20 protein-coding genes and 2 pseudogenes are annotated in these 19,796 nt (G+C 34.0%); 13 read left to right on the top strand and 9 right to left on the bottom strand.

Annotated elements, in window-relative coordinates:
- The first annotated feature begins 80 nt into the window (after window positions 1-80).
- The 11 genes and pseudogenes from trpD to BB050_RS13145 all read left to right on the top strand — a co-directional run bounded on the left by trpD (window position 81) and on the right by BB050_RS13145 (window position 10,872).
- The gene (trpD, locus tag BB050_RS13195; protein WP_066033848.1) at window positions 81-1,073 is read left to right on the top strand and encodes an anthranilate phosphoribosyltransferase; all 993 of its coding nucleotides are present in this window, start codon (window positions 81-83) and stop codon (window positions 1,071-1,073) included.
- A gap of 97 nt (window positions 1,074-1,170) precedes the next feature.
- Window positions 1,171-1,956, top strand: coding sequence for an indole-3-glycerol phosphate synthase TrpC (gene trpC, locus BB050_RS13190; RefSeq protein WP_066033847.1), 786 nt, complete (start codon window positions 1,171-1,173; stop codon window positions 1,954-1,956).
- A gap of 139 nt (window positions 1,957-2,095) precedes the next feature.
- Window positions 2,096-2,727 (top strand): annotated as a pseudogene (locus tag BB050_RS13185) (phosphoribosylanthranilate isomerase).
- Window positions 2,728-2,738: 11 nt separating this feature from the next.
- Entirely contained in the window at window positions 2,739-3,920 is a 1,182-nt protein-coding gene (trpB, locus tag BB050_RS13180) for a tryptophan synthase subunit beta (RefSeq protein ID WP_066033846.1), read from the top strand.
- Window positions 3,921-3,976: 56 nt separating this feature from the next.
- Complete coding sequence (locus BB050_RS13175; protein WP_008468243.1) at window positions 3,977-4,297, top strand: gamma-glutamylcyclotransferase family protein; 321 nt, start codon at window positions 3,977-3,979, stop codon at window positions 4,295-4,297.
- A gap of 7 nt (window positions 4,298-4,304) precedes the next feature.
- Window positions 4,305-5,042 carry a carbon-nitrogen hydrolase family protein gene (locus BB050_RS13170; protein WP_066033845.1) on the top strand — a complete coding sequence of 246 codons (738 nt, stop codon included), beginning with the start codon at window positions 4,305-4,307 and terminating at the stop codon, window positions 5,040-5,042.
- 133 nt (window positions 5,043-5,175) lie between these two features.
- Window positions 5,176-5,937 (top strand): tryptophan synthase subunit alpha, encoded by a 762-nt coding sequence (gene trpA / locus BB050_RS13165; RefSeq protein ID WP_066033844.1) that lies wholly within the window; start codon window positions 5,176-5,178, stop codon window positions 5,935-5,937.
- A gap of 312 nt (window positions 5,938-6,249) precedes the next feature.
- Entirely contained in the window at window positions 6,250-6,879 is a 630-nt protein-coding gene (locus BB050_RS13160) for a TetR/AcrR family transcriptional regulator (protein ID WP_066033843.1), read from the top strand.
- The gene (locus BB050_RS13155) at window positions 6,869-8,188 is read left to right on the top strand and encodes a TolC family protein (protein WP_066033842.1); all 1,320 of its coding nucleotides are present in this window, start codon (window positions 6,869-6,871) and stop codon (window positions 8,186-8,188) included. Before BB050_RS13160 ends, BB050_RS13155 begins: the two co-directional genes overlap by 11 nt.
- Before the next feature lie 12 nt (window positions 8,189-8,200).
- Entirely contained in the window at window positions 8,201-9,280 is a 1,080-nt protein-coding gene (locus BB050_RS13150; RefSeq protein ID WP_008468231.1) for an HlyD family secretion protein, read from the top strand.
- A 5-nt stretch (window positions 9,281-9,285) separates the two neighbouring features.
- A complete protein-coding gene (locus tag BB050_RS13145; protein WP_008468230.1) occupies window positions 9,286-10,872 on the top strand; it encodes an MDR family MFS transporter in 1,587 nt (528 codons plus the stop codon).
- A gap of 157 nt (window positions 10,873-11,029) precedes the next feature.
- Here BB050_RS13145 and yaaA read toward each other — a convergent pair whose 3' ends face one another.
- Complete coding sequence (yaaA, locus tag BB050_RS13140; protein ID WP_066033841.1) at window positions 11,030-11,788, bottom strand: peroxide stress protein YaaA; 759 nt, start codon at window positions 11,786-11,788, stop codon at window positions 11,030-11,032.
- Window positions 11,789-12,175: 387 nt separating this feature from the next.
- Between yaaA and BB050_RS13135 the strand changes: the two genes are divergently transcribed.
- Both BB050_RS13135 and BB050_RS13130 read left to right on the top strand, forming a co-directional pair.
- A complete protein-coding gene (locus BB050_RS13135) occupies window positions 12,176-13,618 on the top strand; it encodes a CCA tRNA nucleotidyltransferase (RefSeq protein WP_066035163.1) in 1,443 nt (480 codons plus the stop codon).
- Window positions 13,619-13,633: 15 nt separating this feature from the next.
- Window positions 13,634-14,658: pseudogene (locus BB050_RS13130) on the top strand (COX15/CtaA family protein).
- 265 nt (window positions 14,659-14,923) lie between these two features.
- Here the strand turns inward: BB050_RS13130 and BB050_RS13125 are convergent.
- The 8 genes from BB050_RS13125 to BB050_RS13090 form a co-directional block, all read right to left on the bottom strand.
- Window positions 14,924-15,691 carry a LytR/AlgR family response regulator transcription factor gene (locus tag BB050_RS13125; protein WP_008468226.1) on the bottom strand — a complete coding sequence of 256 codons (768 nt, stop codon included), beginning with the start codon at window positions 15,689-15,691 and terminating at the stop codon, window positions 14,924-14,926.
- A 239-nt stretch (window positions 15,692-15,930) separates the two neighbouring features.
- Window positions 15,931-16,311: a 2TM domain-containing protein gene (locus tag BB050_RS13120; RefSeq protein ID WP_008468224.1), complete on the bottom strand. Its 381-nt coding sequence runs from the start codon at window positions 16,309-16,311 to the stop codon at window positions 15,931-15,933.
- 13 nt (window positions 16,312-16,324) lie between these two features.
- Complete coding sequence (locus tag BB050_RS13115; RefSeq protein WP_008468222.1) at window positions 16,325-16,642, bottom strand: 2TM domain-containing protein; 318 nt, start codon at window positions 16,640-16,642, stop codon at window positions 16,325-16,327.
- Window positions 16,633-16,959 carry a 2TM domain-containing protein gene (locus tag BB050_RS13110; protein WP_008468220.1) on the bottom strand — a complete coding sequence of 109 codons (327 nt, stop codon included), beginning with the start codon at window positions 16,957-16,959 and terminating at the stop codon, window positions 16,633-16,635. The genes BB050_RS13115 and BB050_RS13110 overlap by 10 nt, the downstream gene beginning before the upstream one ends.
- Complete coding sequence (locus BB050_RS13105) at window positions 16,943-17,263, bottom strand: 2TM domain-containing protein (RefSeq protein WP_066033840.1); 321 nt, start codon at window positions 17,261-17,263, stop codon at window positions 16,943-16,945. The genes BB050_RS13110 and BB050_RS13105 overlap by 17 nt, the downstream gene beginning before the upstream one ends.
- Window positions 17,263-18,600, bottom strand: coding sequence for a 2TM domain-containing protein (locus tag BB050_RS13100; protein WP_066035162.1), 1,338 nt, complete (start codon window positions 18,598-18,600; stop codon window positions 17,263-17,265). The genes BB050_RS13105 and BB050_RS13100 overlap by 1 nt, the downstream gene beginning before the upstream one ends.
- Before the next feature lie 21 nt (window positions 18,601-18,621).
- On the bottom strand, window positions 18,622-19,242 hold the full coding sequence (locus tag BB050_RS13095; RefSeq protein WP_066033839.1) for a hypothetical protein: 621 nt from the start codon (window positions 19,240-19,242) through the stop codon (window positions 18,622-18,624).
- Window positions 19,243-19,292: 50 nt separating this feature from the next.
- Entirely contained in the window at window positions 19,293-19,700 is a 408-nt protein-coding gene (locus BB050_RS13090; RefSeq protein WP_206352853.1) for a DUF2141 domain-containing protein, read from the bottom strand.
- Between the last annotated feature and the right edge of the window lie 96 nt (window positions 19,701-19,796).

Genomic DNA, 19,796 nt, shown 5'->3' with positions numbered 1-19,796 from the left:
TTCAGTGTTCAGTCACAGTTTGCAGTCACATTAAAAACTCAGAACCTTAGCATCTCAGCAACTTAGAATCTTAAAAAACAATGAAAACTATATTAAACAAATTAATCAACCACGAAGTGCTTTCTAAAGAAGAAGCAAAAAACGTATTGATTAATATTTCAAGCGGTCAATATAATCCAAGTCAGATTTCGGCTTTTTTGACTGTTTTTATGATGCGAAGCATTACAATCGAAGAACTTTCGGGATTTCGCGAAGCTTTACTAGATTTATGCATTCGTGTTGATTTATCAGCCTATAATACCATCGATTTATGCGGAACAGGTGGTGACGGAAAAGACACTTTCAATATTTCAACTTTAGCTTCTTTTGTATCAGCTGGAGCTGGAATAAAGATTGCAAAACATGGAAATTACGGCGTTTCTTCTATTTCTGGGTCAAGCAACGTGATGGAAAAAATGGGAATTAAATTCAGCAACGATCCTGAATTTTTAGAGAAATGTATTGACAAAGCTGGAGTTTGCGTTTTACATGCTCCCCTATTTCACCCAGCGATGAAAAATGTTGGTCCGATCAGAAAAGAACTGGCTGTAAAAACCTTCTTTAATATGTTGGGACCAATGGTAAACCCATCGTTTCCACAGAATCAATTGGTTGGCGTTTTCAATTTAGAATTAGCTAGAATGTACGCTTATCTATATCAAAATACCGATGTGAATTTTACCATCCTGCATTCGCTTGACGGATATGATGAAATTTCCTTAACAGGGCCGACAAAAACAATTTCTAACCATATGGAAGGAATGTTGAATCCAGAAGATTTTGGGGTTCATCTTTTATCTCAAACTGAAATTGAAGGTGGAAAAACTATCGAAGAATCAGCAGAAATCTTTACCAACATTATTTCAGGAAAAGGGACTGAGGCACAGAATAATGTGGTTTGTGCCAATGCTGCAATGGCAATTGCAACAGTTACAAAATGTTCTCCAAAAGAAGGTTTTGAATTAGCAAAAGAAAGTCTATTGTCAGGAAAAGGACATCAGGCATTAAAAAAATTACAAGAATTAAGTAAATAAAATTTTGTTTCATCCCGATAGCTATCGGGACAGTTTCAGGTTGTTTTGAACGTTCTACAACTTGAAACATGAAACGTGAAACGTGAAACAACACAACATGAACATTTTAGATAAAATAATAATAGACAAAAAACGAGAAGTTGTTCTAAAGAAATCGATTATTCCGGTTTCTCAATTGGAAGCTTCTGTATTTTTTGGAAAACAGACTATTTCTCTTAGTCAGAAATTGAAAGAAAGTAATTCTGGAATTATTGCTGAACACAAACGCCGTTCTCCTTCAAAATCAATCATCAACAATAATTTTACTGTTGAAGAAGTAGTAAAAGGTTACGAAAATGCTGGTGCTTGTGGCATTTCAGTTTTAACCGACGGAAAATATTTCGGTGGTTCTCTTGACGATTTACTTTTAGCAAGAGCATCAGTAAATATTCCGCTATTGCGAAAAGAATTTATTGTAGATGAATACCAGATTTTAGAAGCAAAAGCACATGGCGCCGATTTAATTTTATTAATCGCGGCAGTTTTAACCAGCAAAGAAATTAAATCTTTATCTGAATTCGCTAAAAATTTAGGTTTAGAAGTTTTACTGGAAGTTCACAATCTAGAAGAATTGGAAAAATCAATTATGCCAAGTTTAGACATGATTGGTGTAAACAATAGAAACCTAAAAACATTTGAAGTAAGTTTAGATTTCAGTAAAGAATTAGCTTCACAAATCCCGAACGACTTTGTAAAAGTTTCTGAAAGCGGCATTTCATCAATTGAAGCCATCCAAGAACTTAAACCTTACGGCTACAAAGGTTTCCTGATTGGAGAAAACTTCATGAAAACCGATAACGCAGGACAAGCCGCAACGGATTTTATTAAAAATCTGGGCGTTTAAAAAATAGCCACGAATTCACGAATTTAATTTACCATCATTCGTGAATTCGTGGCGGAAAAACTTTGCGAACTTTTTCGCATTCAAAGCACAATATAATAGAAAAAAACTTAGCGCACTTTGCGGTAAAAAACACAACGAAATGAAACTCAAAATATGTGGCATGAAATATCCCGAAAACATTCTCGAAGTAGGATCGCTCCTACCCGATTATATGGGGTTTATTTTCTGGGAAAAGTCCGCTAGATATTGTAACGGGAATGTTCCCGAATTAATAAAAACGATTAAAAAAGTGGGCGTTTTTGTCGATCAAAGCCAAGAAGAAATTTTGGAGAAAGTTGCAAAATACAATTTACAAGCGGTTCAGCTTCACGGACACGAATCCGTTGAATTTTTATCAGAATTAAAAAATCAATTGCCAAAGAAAATTGAAATCATAAAAGTATTTTCTGCAGATGAAAATTTTGATTTCGAAATCATTAAGCCTTTTGAAAATGTCTGCGATTATTTTTGTTTGACACAAAAGGAAAATTGCCTGGCGGAAATGGAACAACTTTCGACTGGAGCATCTTAAAAAAATATAATTCGAAAAAGCCTTTCTTTTTAAGCGGAGGCATCGGAATGAACGAATTAAAAGCCATTGAAGAAATTTCAAAAACCAAATTGCCAATTTATGCGGTAGACGTAAACAGCAAATTTGAAATCGAACCAGGGCTAAAAAATAAAAATCTATTAAGTAATTTCAAACGCAAATTTGAAATTGTAAACATTTAAACTTTAAAAAAATGAGTTTTAACGTCAACGAAAAAGGATATTACGGAGAATTTGGAGGAGCCTATATTCCTGAAATGTTATATCCGAATGTAGAAGAATTACGCCAAAAGTATTTAAGTATAATGGATGAACCTGATTTTAAAGCAGAGTTCAATCAATTGCTGAAAGATTACGTTGGGCGTCCTAGTCCGTTGTATTTTGCAAAACGTTTATCTGAAAAATACAATACCAAAGTTTATCTAAAAAGAGAAGACTTAAACCATACCGGTGCACACAAAGTAAATAATACGATTGGTCAGATTTTATTGGCAAAACGTCTAGGCAAAAAAAGAATTATTGCCGAAACTGGAGCTGGACAGCACGGTGTGGCAACTGCAACGGTTTGCGCATTAATGGGAATTGAATGCATTGTTTACATGGGTGAAATCGACATTGCCCGTCAGGCACCAAACGTTGCGCGTATGAAAATGTTAGGCGCAGAAGTTCGTCCAGCACTTTCAGGTTCAAGAACTTTAAAAGATGCCACGAACGAGGCGATCCGCGACTGGATCAATAATCCTGTAGATACACATTATATTATCGGATCTGCAATTGGTCCGCATCCTTATCCAGACATGGTGACGCGTTTTCAAAGCATTATTTCAGAAGAAATCAAATGGCAATTGAAAGAAAAAGAAGGACGCGAAAATCCTGATTATGTAGTTGCTTGTATTGGCGGAGGAAGTAATGCCGCAGGAACTTACTATCACTTTTTGCACGAGCCAGAGGTTGGAATTATTGCAGTTGAGGCCGCTGGAAAAGGCGTTGACAGCGGTCATAGCGCCGCAACAAGCAAATTAGGAAAAGTTGGTGTTATCCATGGCTGTAAAACGCTTTTAATGCAAACTCCTGACGGTCAAATTACAGAACCCTATTCTATTTCAGCAGGTTTAGATTATCCAGGAGTTGGGCCATTACACGCACATCTGGCACAAACAGGACGCGGCGAATTTTTCTCTGTAACCGATGATGATGCTATGAATGCAGGTTTACAGCTTACAAAATTGGAGGGAATTATTCCAGCGATTGAAAGTGCGCACGCATTTGCAGTTTTAGATCAGAAAAAATTTAAACCAAGTGATATTGTTGTAATTAGTCTTTCTGGACGTGGCGACAAAGATTTAGATAATTATATTGAGTACTTTAAATTGTAATAAAAGTATTAATTTGCACATCTCTAATCGCAACTATTAACGAGAAAAATATAATTATGGAAAAGTTATTCTCATACGGAACATTAAGATCGAAACAAATTCAAATGCAGATTTTTAAAAAAGTATTAGTTGGAACTCCAGATCAGCTCTTGGGTTATAAACTAAAAAGCTTACAGATTGAAGAAGAATTTGGAATGGCAGATTATGTGGTTGCAATACCAAGTGAAAACACCGAAGAAAATATTCATGGTGTAGTTTTTAATGTTTCTAATGCGGATTTAGCAAAAGTCGATTTATTTGAATCTAATTCATATAGAAGAGTTCAGGTTAAACTGAAATCTGGAACAATTGCTTGGGTTTATACGGAAAATAAATAATTAAAAAATGATTTTAGCAGCGGCACAGACAAAACCAAAGCGCGGAAACATTGCTTCAAATTTATTAAATCATTATCAGCTTATTGAATTGGCAGCTCAAAATGGAGCTCAGCTAATTGCTTTTCCTGAAATGTCAATTACAGGATATGAAAGGGAAAATGCGATGGAATTGGCTTTTGCCGAAGATGATTACAGGATAGATCATCTGAAAGATCTGGCAACCGACAATAATATTGTCATTATTGCTGGAGCTCCGATTTTAATTGAAAATAAATTGTTTATTGGTCAATTTATTATTGCTCCCAACGATTCGGTTTCTATTTATACAAAGCAGTTTTTGCATGAAGGCGAAGATGAATTTTTCCAATCTTCATTTGACAACAATCCGATGGTTACGATTGAAGATCAAAATATTGCATTTGCTATTTGTGCTGATATTGATAACCCGAAACATCCTGAAAATGCTTCAAAAAATAATGCAGATATCTATATCGCAAGCATTTTCTTTTCGCCAAACGGAATTCCGAATGCGTATAGAGATTTGCAAAATTACGCTGAAAAACATCAAATGAATGTTTTGATGTCCAATTTCAGCGGAGAATCTTGGGGTTCGCCTTCAGCAGGTCAAAGTGCTTTTTGGAATACTAAAGGCGAATTAGTTGCTCAAATGAATGACTCAGATTCTGGTTTATTATTAGTTGAAAAACAAAATGATAATTGGATAAGTAAGATTTTAAAGTTTTAAAAAATATGCCACAGATTACACAGATTCTCAAAGATTTTTTTCACGCAGATTTAAACTTTTAATCTTTGGCTAAAGCAAAATATAAACATACCTAACAGGTTTTTGAAACCTGTTAGGATAAAAAATATTAAAAATGAACAGAATAACTCAAAAATTACAAGAAGATAAAAAGATCCTTTCTATTTATTTTTCTGCGGGATATCCGAACTTAAATGATACTGTGCAGATTATTCAGGATTTAGAAAAAAACGGAGTCGATTTAATCGAAATCGGGCTTCCTTTCAGTGATCCTTTGGCAGACGGACCGACAATTCAGGCGAGTTCAACACAGGCGCTTCATAACGGAATGACAACTCAAATTCTTTTTGATCAGCTGAAGAATATCCGCGAAAGCGTAAAAATTCCGTTGATTATTATGGGGTATTTTAATCCGATGCTGCAATACGGAGTTGAAGCTTTTTGCCAGAAATGTGCTGAAATCGGAATTGACGGTTTAATTATTCCAGATCTTCCAGTTGATGTTTATGCAGATGAATACAAAGCAATTTTCGAAAAATATGGTTTGATCAATGTTTTCTTGATTACACCTCAAACTTCAGACGAACGCATTCGTTTTATCGACAGCGTTTCAAACGGATTTATTTACATGGTAAGTTCTGCAAGCGTTACAGGATCTCAATCTGGATTTGGTGATGTACAAGAAAGTTATTTTGAAAGAATCGCTAATCTGAATTTAAAAAATCCTCAAATTGTTGGTTTCGGAATTTCGAATAAAGAAACTTTTAATCAAGCTACTAAATATGCAAAAGGAGCTATTATCGGAAGTGCTTTCATTAAACATTTAAGTGAAAAAGGTAGCGGAAAAATTAAAGAATTTGTTGGAGGGATTCGATAAACAAATCTGATTAAAAATATAATATCCGTTTAGTTTGTCATTTCGACGAAGGAGAAATCTTCGTTGCAAAATCGACAAAGATTGGATTTCACTTTACGGAGCTACTTGTGGAGATTTCTCCTTCGTCGAAATGACAAGATTGTGAAAAAGCCTGAAAAATACAGTTTTCAGGCTTTTTTATTTTAAGTAATTAAAGCACGATTTAACATAAATTATCGAAAACGCTTTATGTTAATATTGTGTTAAAATAAAATTAAACAAGCGTTTAAATTAAACAAGTGTTTAATTTTGCATCCGATTAGAAACAATACCATGTCACACATCGAATTGAACGATAAAAAAATTCAGATTCTTAATGTTGCAGAAAGGCTTTTTTCTGAGAAAGGATTTGAGGGTACATCGATACGGGATATCTCCAAAGAGGCCAAAATTAACATTGCCATGGTCTCTTATTATTTTGGGTCAAAAGAAAGACTGCTGGAAGCTCTTATTTTCCACAAAACCGTTGATTTAAAATTACAGCTTGAAAACTTATTGCAAGAAGACATAGAACCTCTTGAAAAAGTCAATAAATTAATCGAAATTTACATCAACAGAATTTGCCTTAACAAAGGGATTTACAGGGTTTTACATTTTGAACTTTACAATAAAAAGAGAGAAAAAAGCCTTCAAGCTTTTACTGAACTTAAAAAAGGAAATTTAAAATCAGTTGAAAGCATTATTAAACAAGGTCAAGCCCAAGGAGTTTTTAGAAAAGATGTCAATATCCAGCTCATCACTCCAACCATTATTGGAACCTTTTTTCACTTTCACATGAATCGCTCTTTCTTCGAAGAAATATTTGATTTAAAAACCGAAGAAATGTTTAACAATTACATTAAAAACGATCTTACAAAGCACATTCAACAAACTATAAAAGCGCTACTTGTTTATGAAAATTAGTCAATTAATGCTCTTTGGAGTTTTCTTTATCGGAATATCTTCAGTAGATGCACAAGAAAAAACAAGTTTAACCTTAGGCGAAGCCGTGAAAATGGCTTGGGAAAAGAGTGACGAAGTTACGCTTGCCAATACCAAGGTAAACACTAAAAAATACGAATTACAGACGGTTAAGAATAACCAATATCCTGATTTAAAAATTTCTGGCCAATACCAGCGTCTTACAAAAGCTTCTATTGATTTGCCAAATCAGGGTCAAAGTGCTTCTTTAGCATCTCCAGACCGTGCCATGATTGGAATGGCTAACTTAAGTTTGCCAATATTTGCTGGATTTAAAATCCAAAGCAGCATTGATGCTTATGATAGCATGTATGAAGCTGAAACTGCAAATGCTGCAAAGACAAAAGAAGATGTAGCATTAAAGGTAATCACTTACTATACAGCTTTATACAAAGCACAAAAAACTTTAGACGCTCTAAACGAAAATCAAAAAAGCGCCAAGCAGCGTGTTACTGATTTTATCGAATTAGAGAAAAACGGAATTATTCCGAGAAACGATTTATTGAAAGCGCAATTATTGGTTTCAAAAACACAATTATCTATTGATGAAGCTAATAATAATATCAATAACATCAATTTCTATCTGACAACATTGCTTAAATTAGACCCATCTGTGAAAATACAGGTAAATGAGGATGATTTTTTCAATTTAAAAACAACAGGCGCGCCTTCAACAGATGCATTGGCTCTTGAAAACAGAAAAGATCTTGAAGCTATCCGTTTACAGCAAAAAGCTTCTGAAGCAAATGTTAAGATTGCTAAAGCTGGATATTACCCAACGCTTTCATTACTTGGAGGTTATACTGCTTTGGATCTTAAAGACATCATTACTGTAAAATATGCAATGAATTTCGGTTTAGGTTTATCTTATGATTTATCTGGAATCTTAAAAAACAATGCACACGTAAAAGAAGCCGAAAGCAAAGCTCTTGAAGTAAAAAATACTGAAGCAATCATGACAGACCGCATTAAAGTTGAAGTTCAGAAATCTATTGAAGATTATGACTTAGCAATCAACCAAAGTGTGGTGTATGACGAAGCGCTTCAGCAAGCAGCCGAAAACTACAGATTGGTTAAAGATAAATTTGACAACGGTCTTGCTGACACCAATGATTTGGTTGAAGCCGATGTTGAACAATTAAGCGCCAAAATTAACACTGCTGTAGCAAAAGCAACCATTATTCAAAAATATTACGAATTACTTTCAGTATCAGGACAATTATCACAATCATTCAATCTTTCTAAAATATAATCGATAGCTCTCATGGAAAAGAAAAAAACAAATAAAAAATTCATCATCATACTTGCAGTTCTGATTTTAGGAGGCGGAACTTACGGAATATCTAAATACCTACACGGACAAGCTCACGAAGAAACAGATGATGCTCAGATTGAGAAAAGAATGAACCCGATTATCCCAAGAGTTTCAGGATATATCAGCAAAGTTTATGTGAAAGATAATGATTATGTAAAAAAAGGAGATACTTTATTTACAATCGACAAGAGAGATTATCAATTAAAGATTGACGAAGCTAATGCTGCATTGTTAGCCGCAGAAGGACAATACGAAGCTGCAAAAGCAGATATCGGAAGTGCAAATGCAAGCATCTCAGTTTCTGATGCTCAAATGAGATCTGCAACAGGTTCTATTGAAAGTGCCAAAATTAGATTGAGACAGCTTACAAACGATTATAACCGTTACAATAATTTGTACAAAACACATACAATTACAAAACAGCAATATGAACAAGCGTTAACTGCAAAAGAAGAAGCTGAAAACCAGGTGCGTGTTTTAGAACAACAACAAAGAGCTAGTTCTTACCAAAAATCGGTTATTCAGTCAAAATCTAAAGTTTCTGACAAACAAACAGAAGTTGCAGCAGCAAACATCAAAAAAGCAAAAACAATGCTTGATGTGGCTCATTTAAACCTTTCTTATACTGTAGTAACAGCTGCAATTGATGGTCAAGTTTCTAAAGTTGACATTCAGCCAGGACAATTGGTTCAGCCAGGACAATCTTTATTCTACATTATTAACAATAATGAGGCTTGGGTTGTAGCTAACTTCAAAGAAACACAATTGAACAAAATGGTTGTGGGCCAAAAAGTAAGCTTAAAAGTAGATGCTTATCCAAACTATGAGTTTAAAGGAACTGTATCTTCTTTCTCTCCTGCAACAGGATCTCGTTTTTCATTATTGCCTCCTGATAATGCAACAGGAAACTTCGTAAAAACAATTCAAAGATTACCAGTAAAAATTACCATAGACGAATCTAACGATCCTGAAAAAGTAAAACTTTTAAGACCAGGTATGAACGTTGACGTAGATGTACATTTGAAATAAAATAAATGGCAACAGCAGTACAAGACGACGATTTAGTAGAATACGGTTTCAGACGTGTTATCATTACGATTACAGCAGTACTTTGTGCACTGTTGGAAATTGTAGATACAACGATTGTAAACGTAGCGCTTACAGACATGCGCGGAAGTCTTGGTGCTACCTTGACCGATGTGGCATGGGTAATTACAGCATACGCAATTGCGAATGTTATTGTAATTCCGATGACGAGCTGGCTATCGCAGCAATTTGGAAGACGTAATTATTTTGTGGCTTCCATTATAATATTTACAGTCTGTTCTTTTTTGTGTGGTAATGCCACCAATATTTGGGAACTAGTCGCTTTCCGTTTCGTACAAGGTATGGGCGGTGGAGCATTACTTGTAACAGCCCAAACGATTATTACAGAAAGTTATCCCGTAGCAAAACGTGGAATGGCGCAGGCTATTTACGGAATGGGAGTAATTGTTGGTCCAACTCTTGGCCCGCCATTGGGAGGATATTTAGTAGATAATTATTCTTGGCCTTATATTTTCTATATCAATATTCCGTTGGGAATTATTGCTACGATTTTAGCTTTAACTTTTGTTAGAAGTCCGAAATATGGAGAAAAATTAAAAGCCAATCAGGTTGACTGGTGGGGAATCATTTTACTGAGTGCTTTTATTGGTTCTTTACAATTCGTATTAGAACACGGACAGCAAGACGACTGGTTTAATGACTCTACAATTGTAGCCTTAAGTGTTGTTACTGTTTTAGGGTTGGTTCTTTTTATTTGGAGAGAGCTTACATACGAGTATCCGATTGTAAATCTTAGTGTTCTAAAAGATGGAAATCTTAGAATTGGAACTGTAATGTGTTTCATTCTTGGTTTCGGATTATATGGTTCTACTTTAATTATCCCAATTTACACGCAATCAATTTTAGGATGGACCGCTACAGATGCGGGGTTGTTATTGATTCCAGGATCTATCACCACAGCGCTTATGATGCCATTTGTAGGTAACATGATTCAGAAAGGTGTTCCGCAGGGATACATGGTTGGAGTTGGATTTTTAATTTTCTTCTTCTTCACTTTCATGATGTATAGCCGTATGACACCAGATACCGGAGTTGAGCATATGTACTGGCCTTTAATTTTGAGAGGAATTGGTTTAGGATTGCTTTTCGTTCCTATAACAACACTTTCGCTTTCAACATTAAAAGGAAAACAAATTGGTGAAGGAGCTGCTTTTACCGGAATGATGCGTCAATTAGGCGGATCTTTTGGTATTGCTATTATTACTACTTTCATTACCCGTTTCAGCCAGTCACATAGAGTAGATTTAATTAATAATCTAGACCCTGCCAAATTTGACGTGCAGCAGCGTATTGCAGGAATGCAGCACGCCTTTATGGCAAAAGGATATAGTGCGGATGTTGCTTTGAAAAAAGCATATCAGGCAATAGAACTTTCAGTTATGAAGCAAAGCACCGTAATGGCTTATATGGATATTTTTCTTTACCTAGGAATTATGTTTTTATGTTGCATACCGATTATTCTCTTTATCAAAAAAGGGAAGAACAAAATTAGTGCAGCCGACGCAATGCATTAATAATAATAATTTTATAATACGCAGAAACGCCGAATTCATCCTTTAGAATTCGGCGTTTATTTTTTAGTCGCAGTTTTCAGTGGCAGTTTTCAGTTTGCAAGCTTTTACTAAAAAACTTAAAACCTTAGTATCTTAGAATCTTAGCAACTTTAAAAAATCATCTTGTAAAAACCAAGTGATTTCCTTTAGAAAGATTCGCATCAAACTGATATCCTTCGTAATTAAAACCTTTTAAGTCCTCTATAGTTTCTGCATTGGTATCAATAATATAACGCACCATCATGCCTCTCGCCTTTTTGGCAAAGAAACTGATCATTTTGAGTTTTCCGTCTTTGTAATCTTTGAAATCTGGAGTAATCACAGGCACTTTTAAAGCTTTTACATCAACAGCAGAAAAATATTCGTTACTTGCTAAATTCACAAACAATTCATCTTTTTTCAATTCTTTGTTTAAGGCTTTAGTTACTGTTGGTTTCCAGAATTCATGAAGGTTTTTAGATTCGCCAACTGGCATTTTGGTTCCCATTTCCAAACGATAAGCCTGCATTAAATCAAGTGGTTTTAAAAGACCGTAAAGCCCAGATAAAATTCTCAATTTATCTTGCAAAACATCCAATTTCTCTAACGGAATGGTATAAGCATCCAAACCTGTGTAAACGTCCCCATCAAAAGTATAAACTGCTGGTCGCGCATTTTCAGGCGTAAAAGGCGTTTTCCAATCCTGATTGCGTTTCCAGTTTAAGTCGGCTAGTTTGTCTGAAATCGACATTAGTTCAGATAATTCAGCTGGCTTTTTTGTTTTTACTACTTTATGAACCACTCGTGCTTCTTTTAAGAATGAAGGTTCTGTATATTGAGATGTTGGTAATTCTTTTTCGAAATTCAATGATTTCGCAGGAGATATAACAATTTTCATGTGTGCTTTTTTCTATGATTCAAAAATACAAATTGAATTTCTAAAAACAGATTATCATAATTGATTTGTTTTATTGTGGTATATTTTTTTCGCCACGAATTTCCACGAATTATTTTTTTTTGCCACAGATTACAGGATTAAAAAGATTAAAAAATCTGTGTGAATCTTTTTAATCTATGGCAGAAAAAAATTACGACCTGCATGAAAGAAAAATTAGTGGAAATTCGTGAAATTCGTGGCAACCGTTTCTCAATTCATAAAAATCGACGCTACAAAATGTGAAATTGTTCAAAAAAGTGGGCTCTAGATTATAATAGGCATTTTCTATGTTGTAAATTTGCATGCATTTTATTTCGATCGAAATTTGAAATGTATTTTTATTCAAAAATGGAATTCGTGGCGATACAAACAAACTATAAAACTGCTTTACAAAACAAAATCTTCGATATCATTTCGAAAGCTTCTCAGGAATTAAATGTTGACTCTTATGTGATAGGAGGATTTGTTCGTGATTTGCTTTTAAAACGAGGTTCTAAAAAAGACATTGATGTAGTTGCTGTTGGAAGCGGCATCGAATTGGCTCTTAAAGTTTCCGATTTACTTCCGAACAAACCAAAAGTTCAGGTTTTTAAAACTTACGGAACTGCTATGCTTCGTTTTGAAGATACAGATATCGAATTTGTTGGCGCCCGAAAAGAATCGTACACTCGCGATAGCCGAAATCCGATTGTGGAAAACGGAACTTTGCAAGACGATCAAAATCGTCGTGATTTTACAATCAACGCATTGGCTTTATCATTGAATTCAACTAATTTCGGAGATCTTTTAGATCCATTCAATGGATTAACAGATTTAGAAAATAAAACAATCAAAACACCATTGGATCCAGATATTACCTATTCTGATGATCCTTTGCGAATGTTGCGTGCCATTCGTTTTGCTACTCAATTGAATTTCGAAATTGAAGAAAATTCATTGAACGCCATCACAAAAAATGCAGAACGCATTAAAATTATTTCTGGCGAAAGAATTGTAGATGAATTAAACAAAATTCTTCTAACAGATAAACCTTCGACAGGATTTTTACTTTTATACAAAACTGGACTTTTAGATTTAATCTTACCTGAATTAACCGCTTTAAATCAGGTAGAAGAAATTGAAGGTCATACGCATAAAAACAATTTTTACCATACGCTTGAAGTTGTAGATAACATTTGTCCAAACACAGATGATGTTTGGTTGCGTTGGGCGGCTTTATTGCACGATATCGGAAAAGCGCCAACTAAACGTTTTACAAAAAAACAAGGATGGACTTTTCACGGACATGAATTCTTGGGCGGAAAAATGGCAAAAAAAATCTTCGAACGTTTACACATGCCTTTGAACCACAAAATGAAATTTGTTCAAAAAATGGTTATTATGAGTTCGCGCCCGATTGTTTTGGCTCAGGATATTGTGACTGACAGTGCGGTTCGTCGTTTGGTTTTTGACGCTGGAGAAGATGTTGAAAATTTAATGACTTTGTGCGAGGCGGATATCACAACCAAAAATCCATCAAAATTCAAGAAATATCATAAAAATTTCGAAATCGTTCGCAAGAAGATCGTTGAAGTAGAAGAACGAGATCATGTACGTAATTTTCAGCCGCCAATTACTGGAGAAGAAATTATGGAAATATTCGATCTAAAACCGTCACGCGAAATCGGAATTTTGAAAGAAGCGGTAAAAGAAGCAATTCTTGAAGGCGATATTCCAAATGAATACCAAGCAGCTTATGATTTTGTGATTAAAAGAGCTGCCAAACTAGGCTTAAAAAAAGTTGAGAAATAAGTATTATTTAATAAAATGAAAAAAGAGAATAAATCAGTAATCATTTGGTTACTATCGGGCTGTGTTTTATTGTTTTTAATGGTCGTTGTAGGCGGTATCACGCGTTTGACCAATTCAGGTTTATCTATGACCGACTGGCATTTGGTAACCGACACCTTTCCGCCTTTAACAGAAGCCAAATGGCAGGCTGCTTTTGACGAATACAAGAAGTTTCCTGAATATCAGAAAATCAACATTCACAACGATTTTCAATTAGCCGATTATAAGTTCATTTATTTCTGGGAATGGTTTCACCGTTTCATCGGACGTATTATTGGTTTGGTTTTCTTTGTGCCGTTTGTTTACTTTTTAGCAAAAAAGAAATTAGATACTCCAACGATTAAAAATGCATCGTTCTTTTGGCAATGGGAGCTTTCCAAGGATTCTTAGGTTGGTTTATGGTAAGAAGCGGATTAATTGACAATCCAGATGTAAGCCACTTTAGACTTTCATTACACTTGACTTTTGCTTTCATTACTTTCGCTTACACGCTTTGGGTTGCGCTAGATTTAATTTATCCTGAAAGAAATATCAATAAGATTTTACCTTTAAGAAATATTGCGCGTTATGCTTTAGTCGCATTACTAATCCAGATTATTTACGGCGGATTTGTGGCAGGTTTAAACGCAGGATTAATTCACAATCACTGGCCTTTAATGAGTGACGGAGAATTTATTCACGAATCGGTTTTTATTGAACAGTCTTCTTTAATAAAAAATTTAATTGAAGGAAAAAGCGGGGTTCAGTTTGTACACAGAACTTTTGCTTATGTTGTAGTTGCAATTATTCTTTTCCTTTTCTTTAAAAGCAAAAAATATACGCTTACGCATACTCAAGCAAACGGAATCAAAACTTTAGTGGTTTTTGTTTTCATTCAGTTCTTGCTTGGCGTTTTCACTTTATTATATAGTGTGCCTTTGGCTTTAGGATTAATTCACCAAATTATGGCGTTTTTCCTTTTAAGTGCTATGACATATACATTACACCGTTTGAGCAAATAAAACGGAACATATTAAAACATAAAAAAGGCTGTCTCAAAAGGATAGATTTTTTTATAAGCTTTAGAGAAGCGAAATATTTATAGAAAAAGATAAATCTTTACAATATAAAAAGCTCCGGAGGAGCGACATATTCTTTTAGTCTTAATATATGCCGCTCCTCCGGAGCTTATTTTATTTTGTTTTATTATAATTCTATAAATCTTGCACCCCGCTGGGGTTTTACTGAATTAAAATCTGCTTATTTTTTACTTTTAAAAATATAATTTTATCCCAACCAAGCTTTAAAATCCTGCACTTTTTCTCGGCTTACAATTACCTCATCATCTTTGTAACTTGGCAAAATCACTTTTAATCGTGAATTGGTATACACTTGAATTTCTTTGATTGCTTTTAGCGGAACAATAAATTTTCTGCTTACGCGAAAGAAATCCTTTTTGTCTAGTTCTTGTTCTAAAATCTCCAAAGTCGAATCGATCAGATAGTCACGATTGTCATACGTATGAATGTACGTTCCTTTATTTTCACTGAAAAAACATTCAATTTCTTCAGTTGTAATTACTTTTAAATGCTGTCCTATTTTAACTGTAAATCTCTTTTTATATGTTTTCTCAAAAGGATTAGATAACATTTGGCGAATCTGCTCAAAATCAAGCTGAAGATTTGAAGATTCAGTAGCTGCTTTCGGAAGACGCGATTTGAATTTTGAAACCGCAGTTTCCAAATCATCTTCGTCAATTGGCTTTAGGAGATAATCGATGCTGTTCAATTTGAAAGCTTTTAATGCATATTCATCATAAGCCGTTGTAAAAATGATAGCGCTTTTAATGTCTATTTTTTCAAAGATTTCAAACGATAAACCATCTGACAATTGGATGTCTAAAAAAATCAAATCGGGATGCGGATTATTTTCAAACCATTGAACCGATTCTTCAACTGAATGAAGCATCGTTTCTACAGTTACGTCTAGCTTTTCAAGTTTTCTCTGCAACAGTCTTGCAGCTGGTTTTTCGTCTTCTATAATTAATGTAATCATTTACTATATTGTAAAAAAGTGAAAAATGTTAATCCGTTGAGTAAAATTATTTTAAACACATAGAAACATAGTTTTATAGGAATCTACTACAGGCGTTTCACTTAGAATATTACACATAGAACTATGTGTTAAAGCTTGCTTTTTTTACTCTTAAACACAAGCAATAAAAATCTATGTTTCTATGTGTTAAAATTAAATTTGCTTGCTTTCACCAAACAGGCAAAAATATACATTCAAAGTTACTCCCATTTATTTTTATTTGCAGCATCTTTTTCCATGTATTTCTGGATTTTTCTTTTTTCCCAATCTGATCCAAAAAACCAATCAGTCCCGAAAACAGATAACGCGTGCGCTAATAGACCAATTCCCCAGAAAAATGCAGTCGAATAAGTATGCCATTCTGTTAAACCACTAAAATCCATTCCTTCGTTAAAATTATCGCGAGTCAAACTTGATACAATGATGATAATATTTACAATAAGGAAAATTTTCAAATGTGAGTAAAACCTTTTAAGTCTTTTTACTCTTCTATAAGCTGCATTATAATTTTCGTCGTCTGTATATTCTCCAAAATGCTGTCTTGCGTAATCTTCGTACATTTCTCTTCTAAAACGTCCCATAACTATGTTTTAATTATTTCCACTTGTTTTTATTCTGTTTTTCCTTCTCCATAAATTCTTTGATTTTTCTTTCTTCCCATTCCTTGCCCATTCCTGGAAAAACCTCAAAAACTTTTAGTCCGTGAAAAACAACTCCTACTCCCCACCATAACAATGGCCAGAAAAACCATAAGTATTGAGGCGATGTATATAAATTGATAAAGATTAAAATAGCGTTTACTAAAATGTATGCTAGAAGATTTCCGTAAAACCCTTTAATGCTTTCAACTTTCTTTTTGGCTTGGATATATTTTTCCTCGTCGCTTAAATTCCTTTCCATAATTATTCCCATTTTTGTTTTTTATACTTTTTTTCTAAAATGCTTCTTAGTTTTCGCTCTTCCCATTCTTGTCCAAAAATCTTGTAAGAAGCAAACAAATCGATTGCAGAACCTACAATTACAGCGGTCCAAATAATTACAATTACCCAATTTATGTATTTAATCGGAAAAAATTGCAATGGCAGATTGGTGTATTCCTTTAAAAGAAAAACTATCAATACAATGGTGTAAAAGAACAAATGCTTGTAAAAAGATTTCAGCTGAATTACTTTTTTACTGGCTAATTCTTGCAGCATTACTTCTTCCTGATCGTTATTCAAATTTTCCATGACTATTTTCTAAACGTTGCTGGTTTTCTTTTTCTAGAATTTCTCTGATTTTTTTCTCTTCCCATTTCTTATTGAAAAAAGGCGGCAGACTAAAAACTTTTAATCCGTGTAAAATAATTGCGACCCCCCAACCCAAAACAGACCATATAAACCATAAGTATTCTGGACAAGTCATTAAGTTAACCACAATTGCTATTGGGTTGCACAAAACATAAACAGTCAAATGTTCGTAAAACCCTCTTATTTCTTTTACCTTTTTCTGAGCTTCATAATAGCGGTCTGCTTCTGTGAAATCTTTTTCCATTATTTCCACGTCTTTTGTCTGTTATCTTTCTCTAAAATCTCACGAATTTTTCTTTCTTCCCAATCAGAGCTATATCCAAAAACTTTAAAAGCATGCATGGCAACTCCAAATCCCCATCCTAAAGCAGAAAACCAAAACCATTGAAATCCTGGCGAAAATTTTAGATTAATAAAAATCAAGAACGGAATCACACAACAATATGAAATTATATTTCCATAAAATCCTTTTAGTTCTTCTACTCGTTTTTTGGCTCTATAATAAGCTTTTGCTTCGTCTGTATAATCTGCACTCATTTCCATAACCGTAATTTGTTTGGTTAAAATTGGAATTTTAACGGTGAAATTCTTTTCATCTTCCTCAATTTTCACTTTTCTATCCGTTATGATTCCGTATCTGTTTACAATATTCTGCAGTCCTACACCTTGTCTGTCCTGCAAGACTTCTTTTTTTTGAAGATCATTCTGAATGGCCAGATAATCTTTATCAATAAAAATTCTAATATGAAGTGGTTTCTGCTCGCTTACTACATTGTGCTTTACGGTATTCTCCAATAAAAGCTGTAAAGAAAGTGGCACCACTTTGGCTTCCGGATTAATGTTTTCTGTTGGCAGTTCGTAAAACAAACTATTCTCGAAACGCATTTTCAGCAGATTCATATAGGTTTTTGCAAATGACAATTCGTCTTCAACCGAAACCAATTCTTTGTCTTTCTGTTCTAAAACATATCTGTAAATTTTAGAAAGAGAGGTTGTAAAACGCTGCGCATTATCTGGATTTTCTTCTATTAAAGAACTAAGAACATTCAAGCTGTTAAAAAGAAAATGCGGATCGATCTGATTTTTTAAGCTTTCGAATTTGGCATTTGCCGTTCCAGCAATAATTTTCTGTTGTGTTACTTTATTTTCCTGATAGAGTTTATAAAAATTAAGTCCATGAAAAAACAAAAGCACAATAAAGGTCATTACTGCAGATTCGATATAATTTTCTGCTTTTTCATTGGCAAGAAAACCTATAATAGTTTTATTCTCGATTATTACGCTTGTAAACAAACGCAATACTCCAATTATAATCATCGAGACTAAAAATGAACTTACAAAACCAATGAATATTCTCTTTATGGAATATGGATTTTCTCTGAAAACCCTATCTAAAAAATCAAAAAGAACAACGTTTACGATATACAAAACCACACTGTAAAGCATGCAGTACAAGAAATAAATGTAAAGATTCTTGGTAAAAACTGCAGTTCCTAAAGAAGCAAACCGAATTAGAAAAGAGAATAAAAATACTATTCCTCCAACTAAGCATGCTTTTAACAAATTAGGTTTTAATATCATCATATTTTATAAACTAGTGAATTATTTACAAGTTTTCTGAATTTCTAATGCTCTATCCAATCCCCATTTTGGAGAATAAGGCGTTGCTGGTTTAAAAGTATTAAAAAGTTCAATAGATTTATCAACTTGCGCGCATAAAGGTTTAGTGTCAACGCCTGTCCATTTTGCTCCTCCTATTTGATAATCTGCTTCGCCAAAAACCGCTCTTGGATTATTTGGATCTAATGCTTTAGCTTTCGCGTAAGCTTCCATCACTTTAGCAGAATATTTCATTCCGTTTGTCATTGGGTCTGCCACCACATAACCGGTATAAATTAAAGCTTGCATTACATACAATTCTGAATTGGCTTGGTCTTTTATTAATTCAATATCTAAGGCATCTTGCGCTTTTGTCAATAGCAAATCGATTTTTGTTTTGTCTTTTTCAGTAAAAACAGCTGTTGCATTGATTAAAGCTACATAATAATTTGGCAGATAACTGTTTTTTTCAGCTGCAGCAATTCTTTCAAATAATGCAGAAGCTTCAGCATTTTTTCCTTCTTTCCAAAGTCCGAAAGCTTTGTTCATTCCTTGTTCAAATTGTGTTTGAGCTGAACTTATTACTACTATAAAAAGTGCTACTAAAGTGATGATTTTTTTCATTTTATAAGTTATTTAATGGTTTTGTTTATATGGATTAGTTATTTGTCTATTTAGAATACAATTTCAACTTTTGAATCTTTGCTGACATTAAATTTAGCATCTTGATATGACGGAGGTCCCATAAATCCTTTTGCGTTGTTTGAAGCTGCATACTCTTCAGATGGAATTCCCATTGCGTTTCTGTCAAGCTTTCCATTGCTATTTTCATCATGATAAGTAGAAATTGCATATTCTCCCGCTGGAAGATTATCGAAAGTTACAACCGCTTTGTTGTTTTTAATTTCTGAAGCCAGACTTTTGTAAGTTGTTTTAAGAAATGTTCCGTCTGAATTGTATAATCCTACTTTAACCACTCCCGTGTCGTTTTTTAAACCTGAAACAGTCACAGTTAATTTTGCATTTTGAGCAGACATTAAGCTGCAGATAAATAAGATAGTTATTGTAATAATTTTGGTCATAATTTCTTTTTTTTAAGGTTCTAAGTTACTAAGGTTCTGAGATTCTAAGTTTTTTTTGTTGATGATTAAAACTCTTTTTTAAGGTTCAGAGGAACA

It is taken from the genome of Flavobacterium anhuiense, from assembly GCF_001705175.1.
Taxonomy (GTDB): Bacteria; Bacteroidota; Bacteroidia; order Flavobacteriales; family Flavobacteriaceae; genus Flavobacterium; species Flavobacterium anhuiense.
The sequence above is the reverse complement of the archived record's forward strand: the minus strand, read 5'-3'. Positions and strand labels throughout refer to the sequence as shown.

Excerpts from the sequence above, each read along its gene's own strand:
- trpD (WP_066033848.1), top strand. The coding sequence starts at position 81 with ATGAAAACTATATTAAACAAATTAATCAACCACGAAGTGCTTTCTAAA.
- trpC (WP_066033847.1), top strand. The coding sequence starts at position 1,171 with ATGAACATTTTAGATAAAATAATAATAGACAAAAAACGAGAAGTTGTT.
- trpB (WP_066033846.1), top strand. The coding sequence starts at position 2,739 with ATGAGTTTTAACGTCAACGAAAAAGGATATTACGGAGAATTTGGAGGA.
- BB050_RS13175 (WP_008468243.1), top strand. The coding sequence starts at position 3,977 with ATGGAAAAGTTATTCTCATACGGAACATTAAGATCGAAACAAATTCAA.
- BB050_RS13170 (WP_066033845.1), top strand. The coding sequence starts at position 4,305 with ATGATTTTAGCAGCGGCACAGACAAAACCAAAGCGCGGAAACATTGCT.
- trpA (WP_066033844.1), top strand. The coding sequence starts at position 5,176 with ATGAACAGAATAACTCAAAAATTACAAGAAGATAAAAAGATCCTTTCT.
- BB050_RS13160 (WP_066033843.1), top strand. The coding sequence starts at position 6,250 with ATGTCACACATCGAATTGAACGATAAAAAAATTCAGATTCTTAATGTT.
- BB050_RS13155 (WP_066033842.1), top strand. The coding sequence starts at position 6,869 with ATGAAAATTAGTCAATTAATGCTCTTTGGAGTTTTCTTTATCGGAATA.
- BB050_RS13150 (WP_008468231.1), top strand. The coding sequence starts at position 8,201 with ATGGAAAAGAAAAAAACAAATAAAAAATTCATCATCATACTTGCAGTT.
- BB050_RS13145 (WP_008468230.1), top strand. The coding sequence starts at position 9,286 with ATGGCAACAGCAGTACAAGACGACGATTTAGTAGAATACGGTTTCAGA.
- yaaA (WP_066033841.1), bottom strand. The coding sequence starts at position 11,788 with ATGAAAATTGTTATATCTCCTGCGAAATCATTGAATTTCGAAAAAGAA.
- BB050_RS13135 (WP_066035163.1), top strand. The coding sequence starts at position 12,176 with ATGGAATTCGTGGCGATACAAACAAACTATAAAACTGCTTTACAAAAC.
- BB050_RS13125 (WP_008468226.1), bottom strand. The coding sequence starts at position 15,691 with ATGATTACATTAATTATAGAAGACGAAAAACCAGCTGCAAGACTGTTG.
- BB050_RS13120 (WP_008468224.1), bottom strand. The coding sequence starts at position 16,311 with ATGGGACGTTTTAGAAGAGAAATGTACGAAGATTACGCAAGACAGCAT.
- BB050_RS13115 (WP_008468222.1), bottom strand. The coding sequence starts at position 16,642 with ATGGGAATAATTATGGAAAGGAATTTAAGCGACGAGGAAAAATATATC.
- BB050_RS13110 (WP_008468220.1), bottom strand. The coding sequence starts at position 16,959 with ATGGAAAATTTGAATAACGATCAGGAAGAAGTAATGCTGCAAGAATTA.
- BB050_RS13105 (WP_066033840.1), bottom strand. The coding sequence starts at position 17,263 with ATGGAAAAAGATTTCACAGAAGCAGACCGCTATTATGAAGCTCAGAAA.
- BB050_RS13100 (WP_066035162.1), bottom strand. The coding sequence starts at position 18,600 with ATGATATTAAAACCTAATTTGTTAAAAGCATGCTTAGTTGGAGGAATA.
- BB050_RS13095 (WP_066033839.1), bottom strand. The coding sequence starts at position 19,242 with ATGAAAAAAATCATCACTTTAGTAGCACTTTTTATAGTAGTAATAAGT.
- BB050_RS13090 (WP_206352853.1), bottom strand. The coding sequence starts at position 19,700 with ATGACCAAAATTATTACAATAACTATCTTATTTATCTGCAGCTTAATG.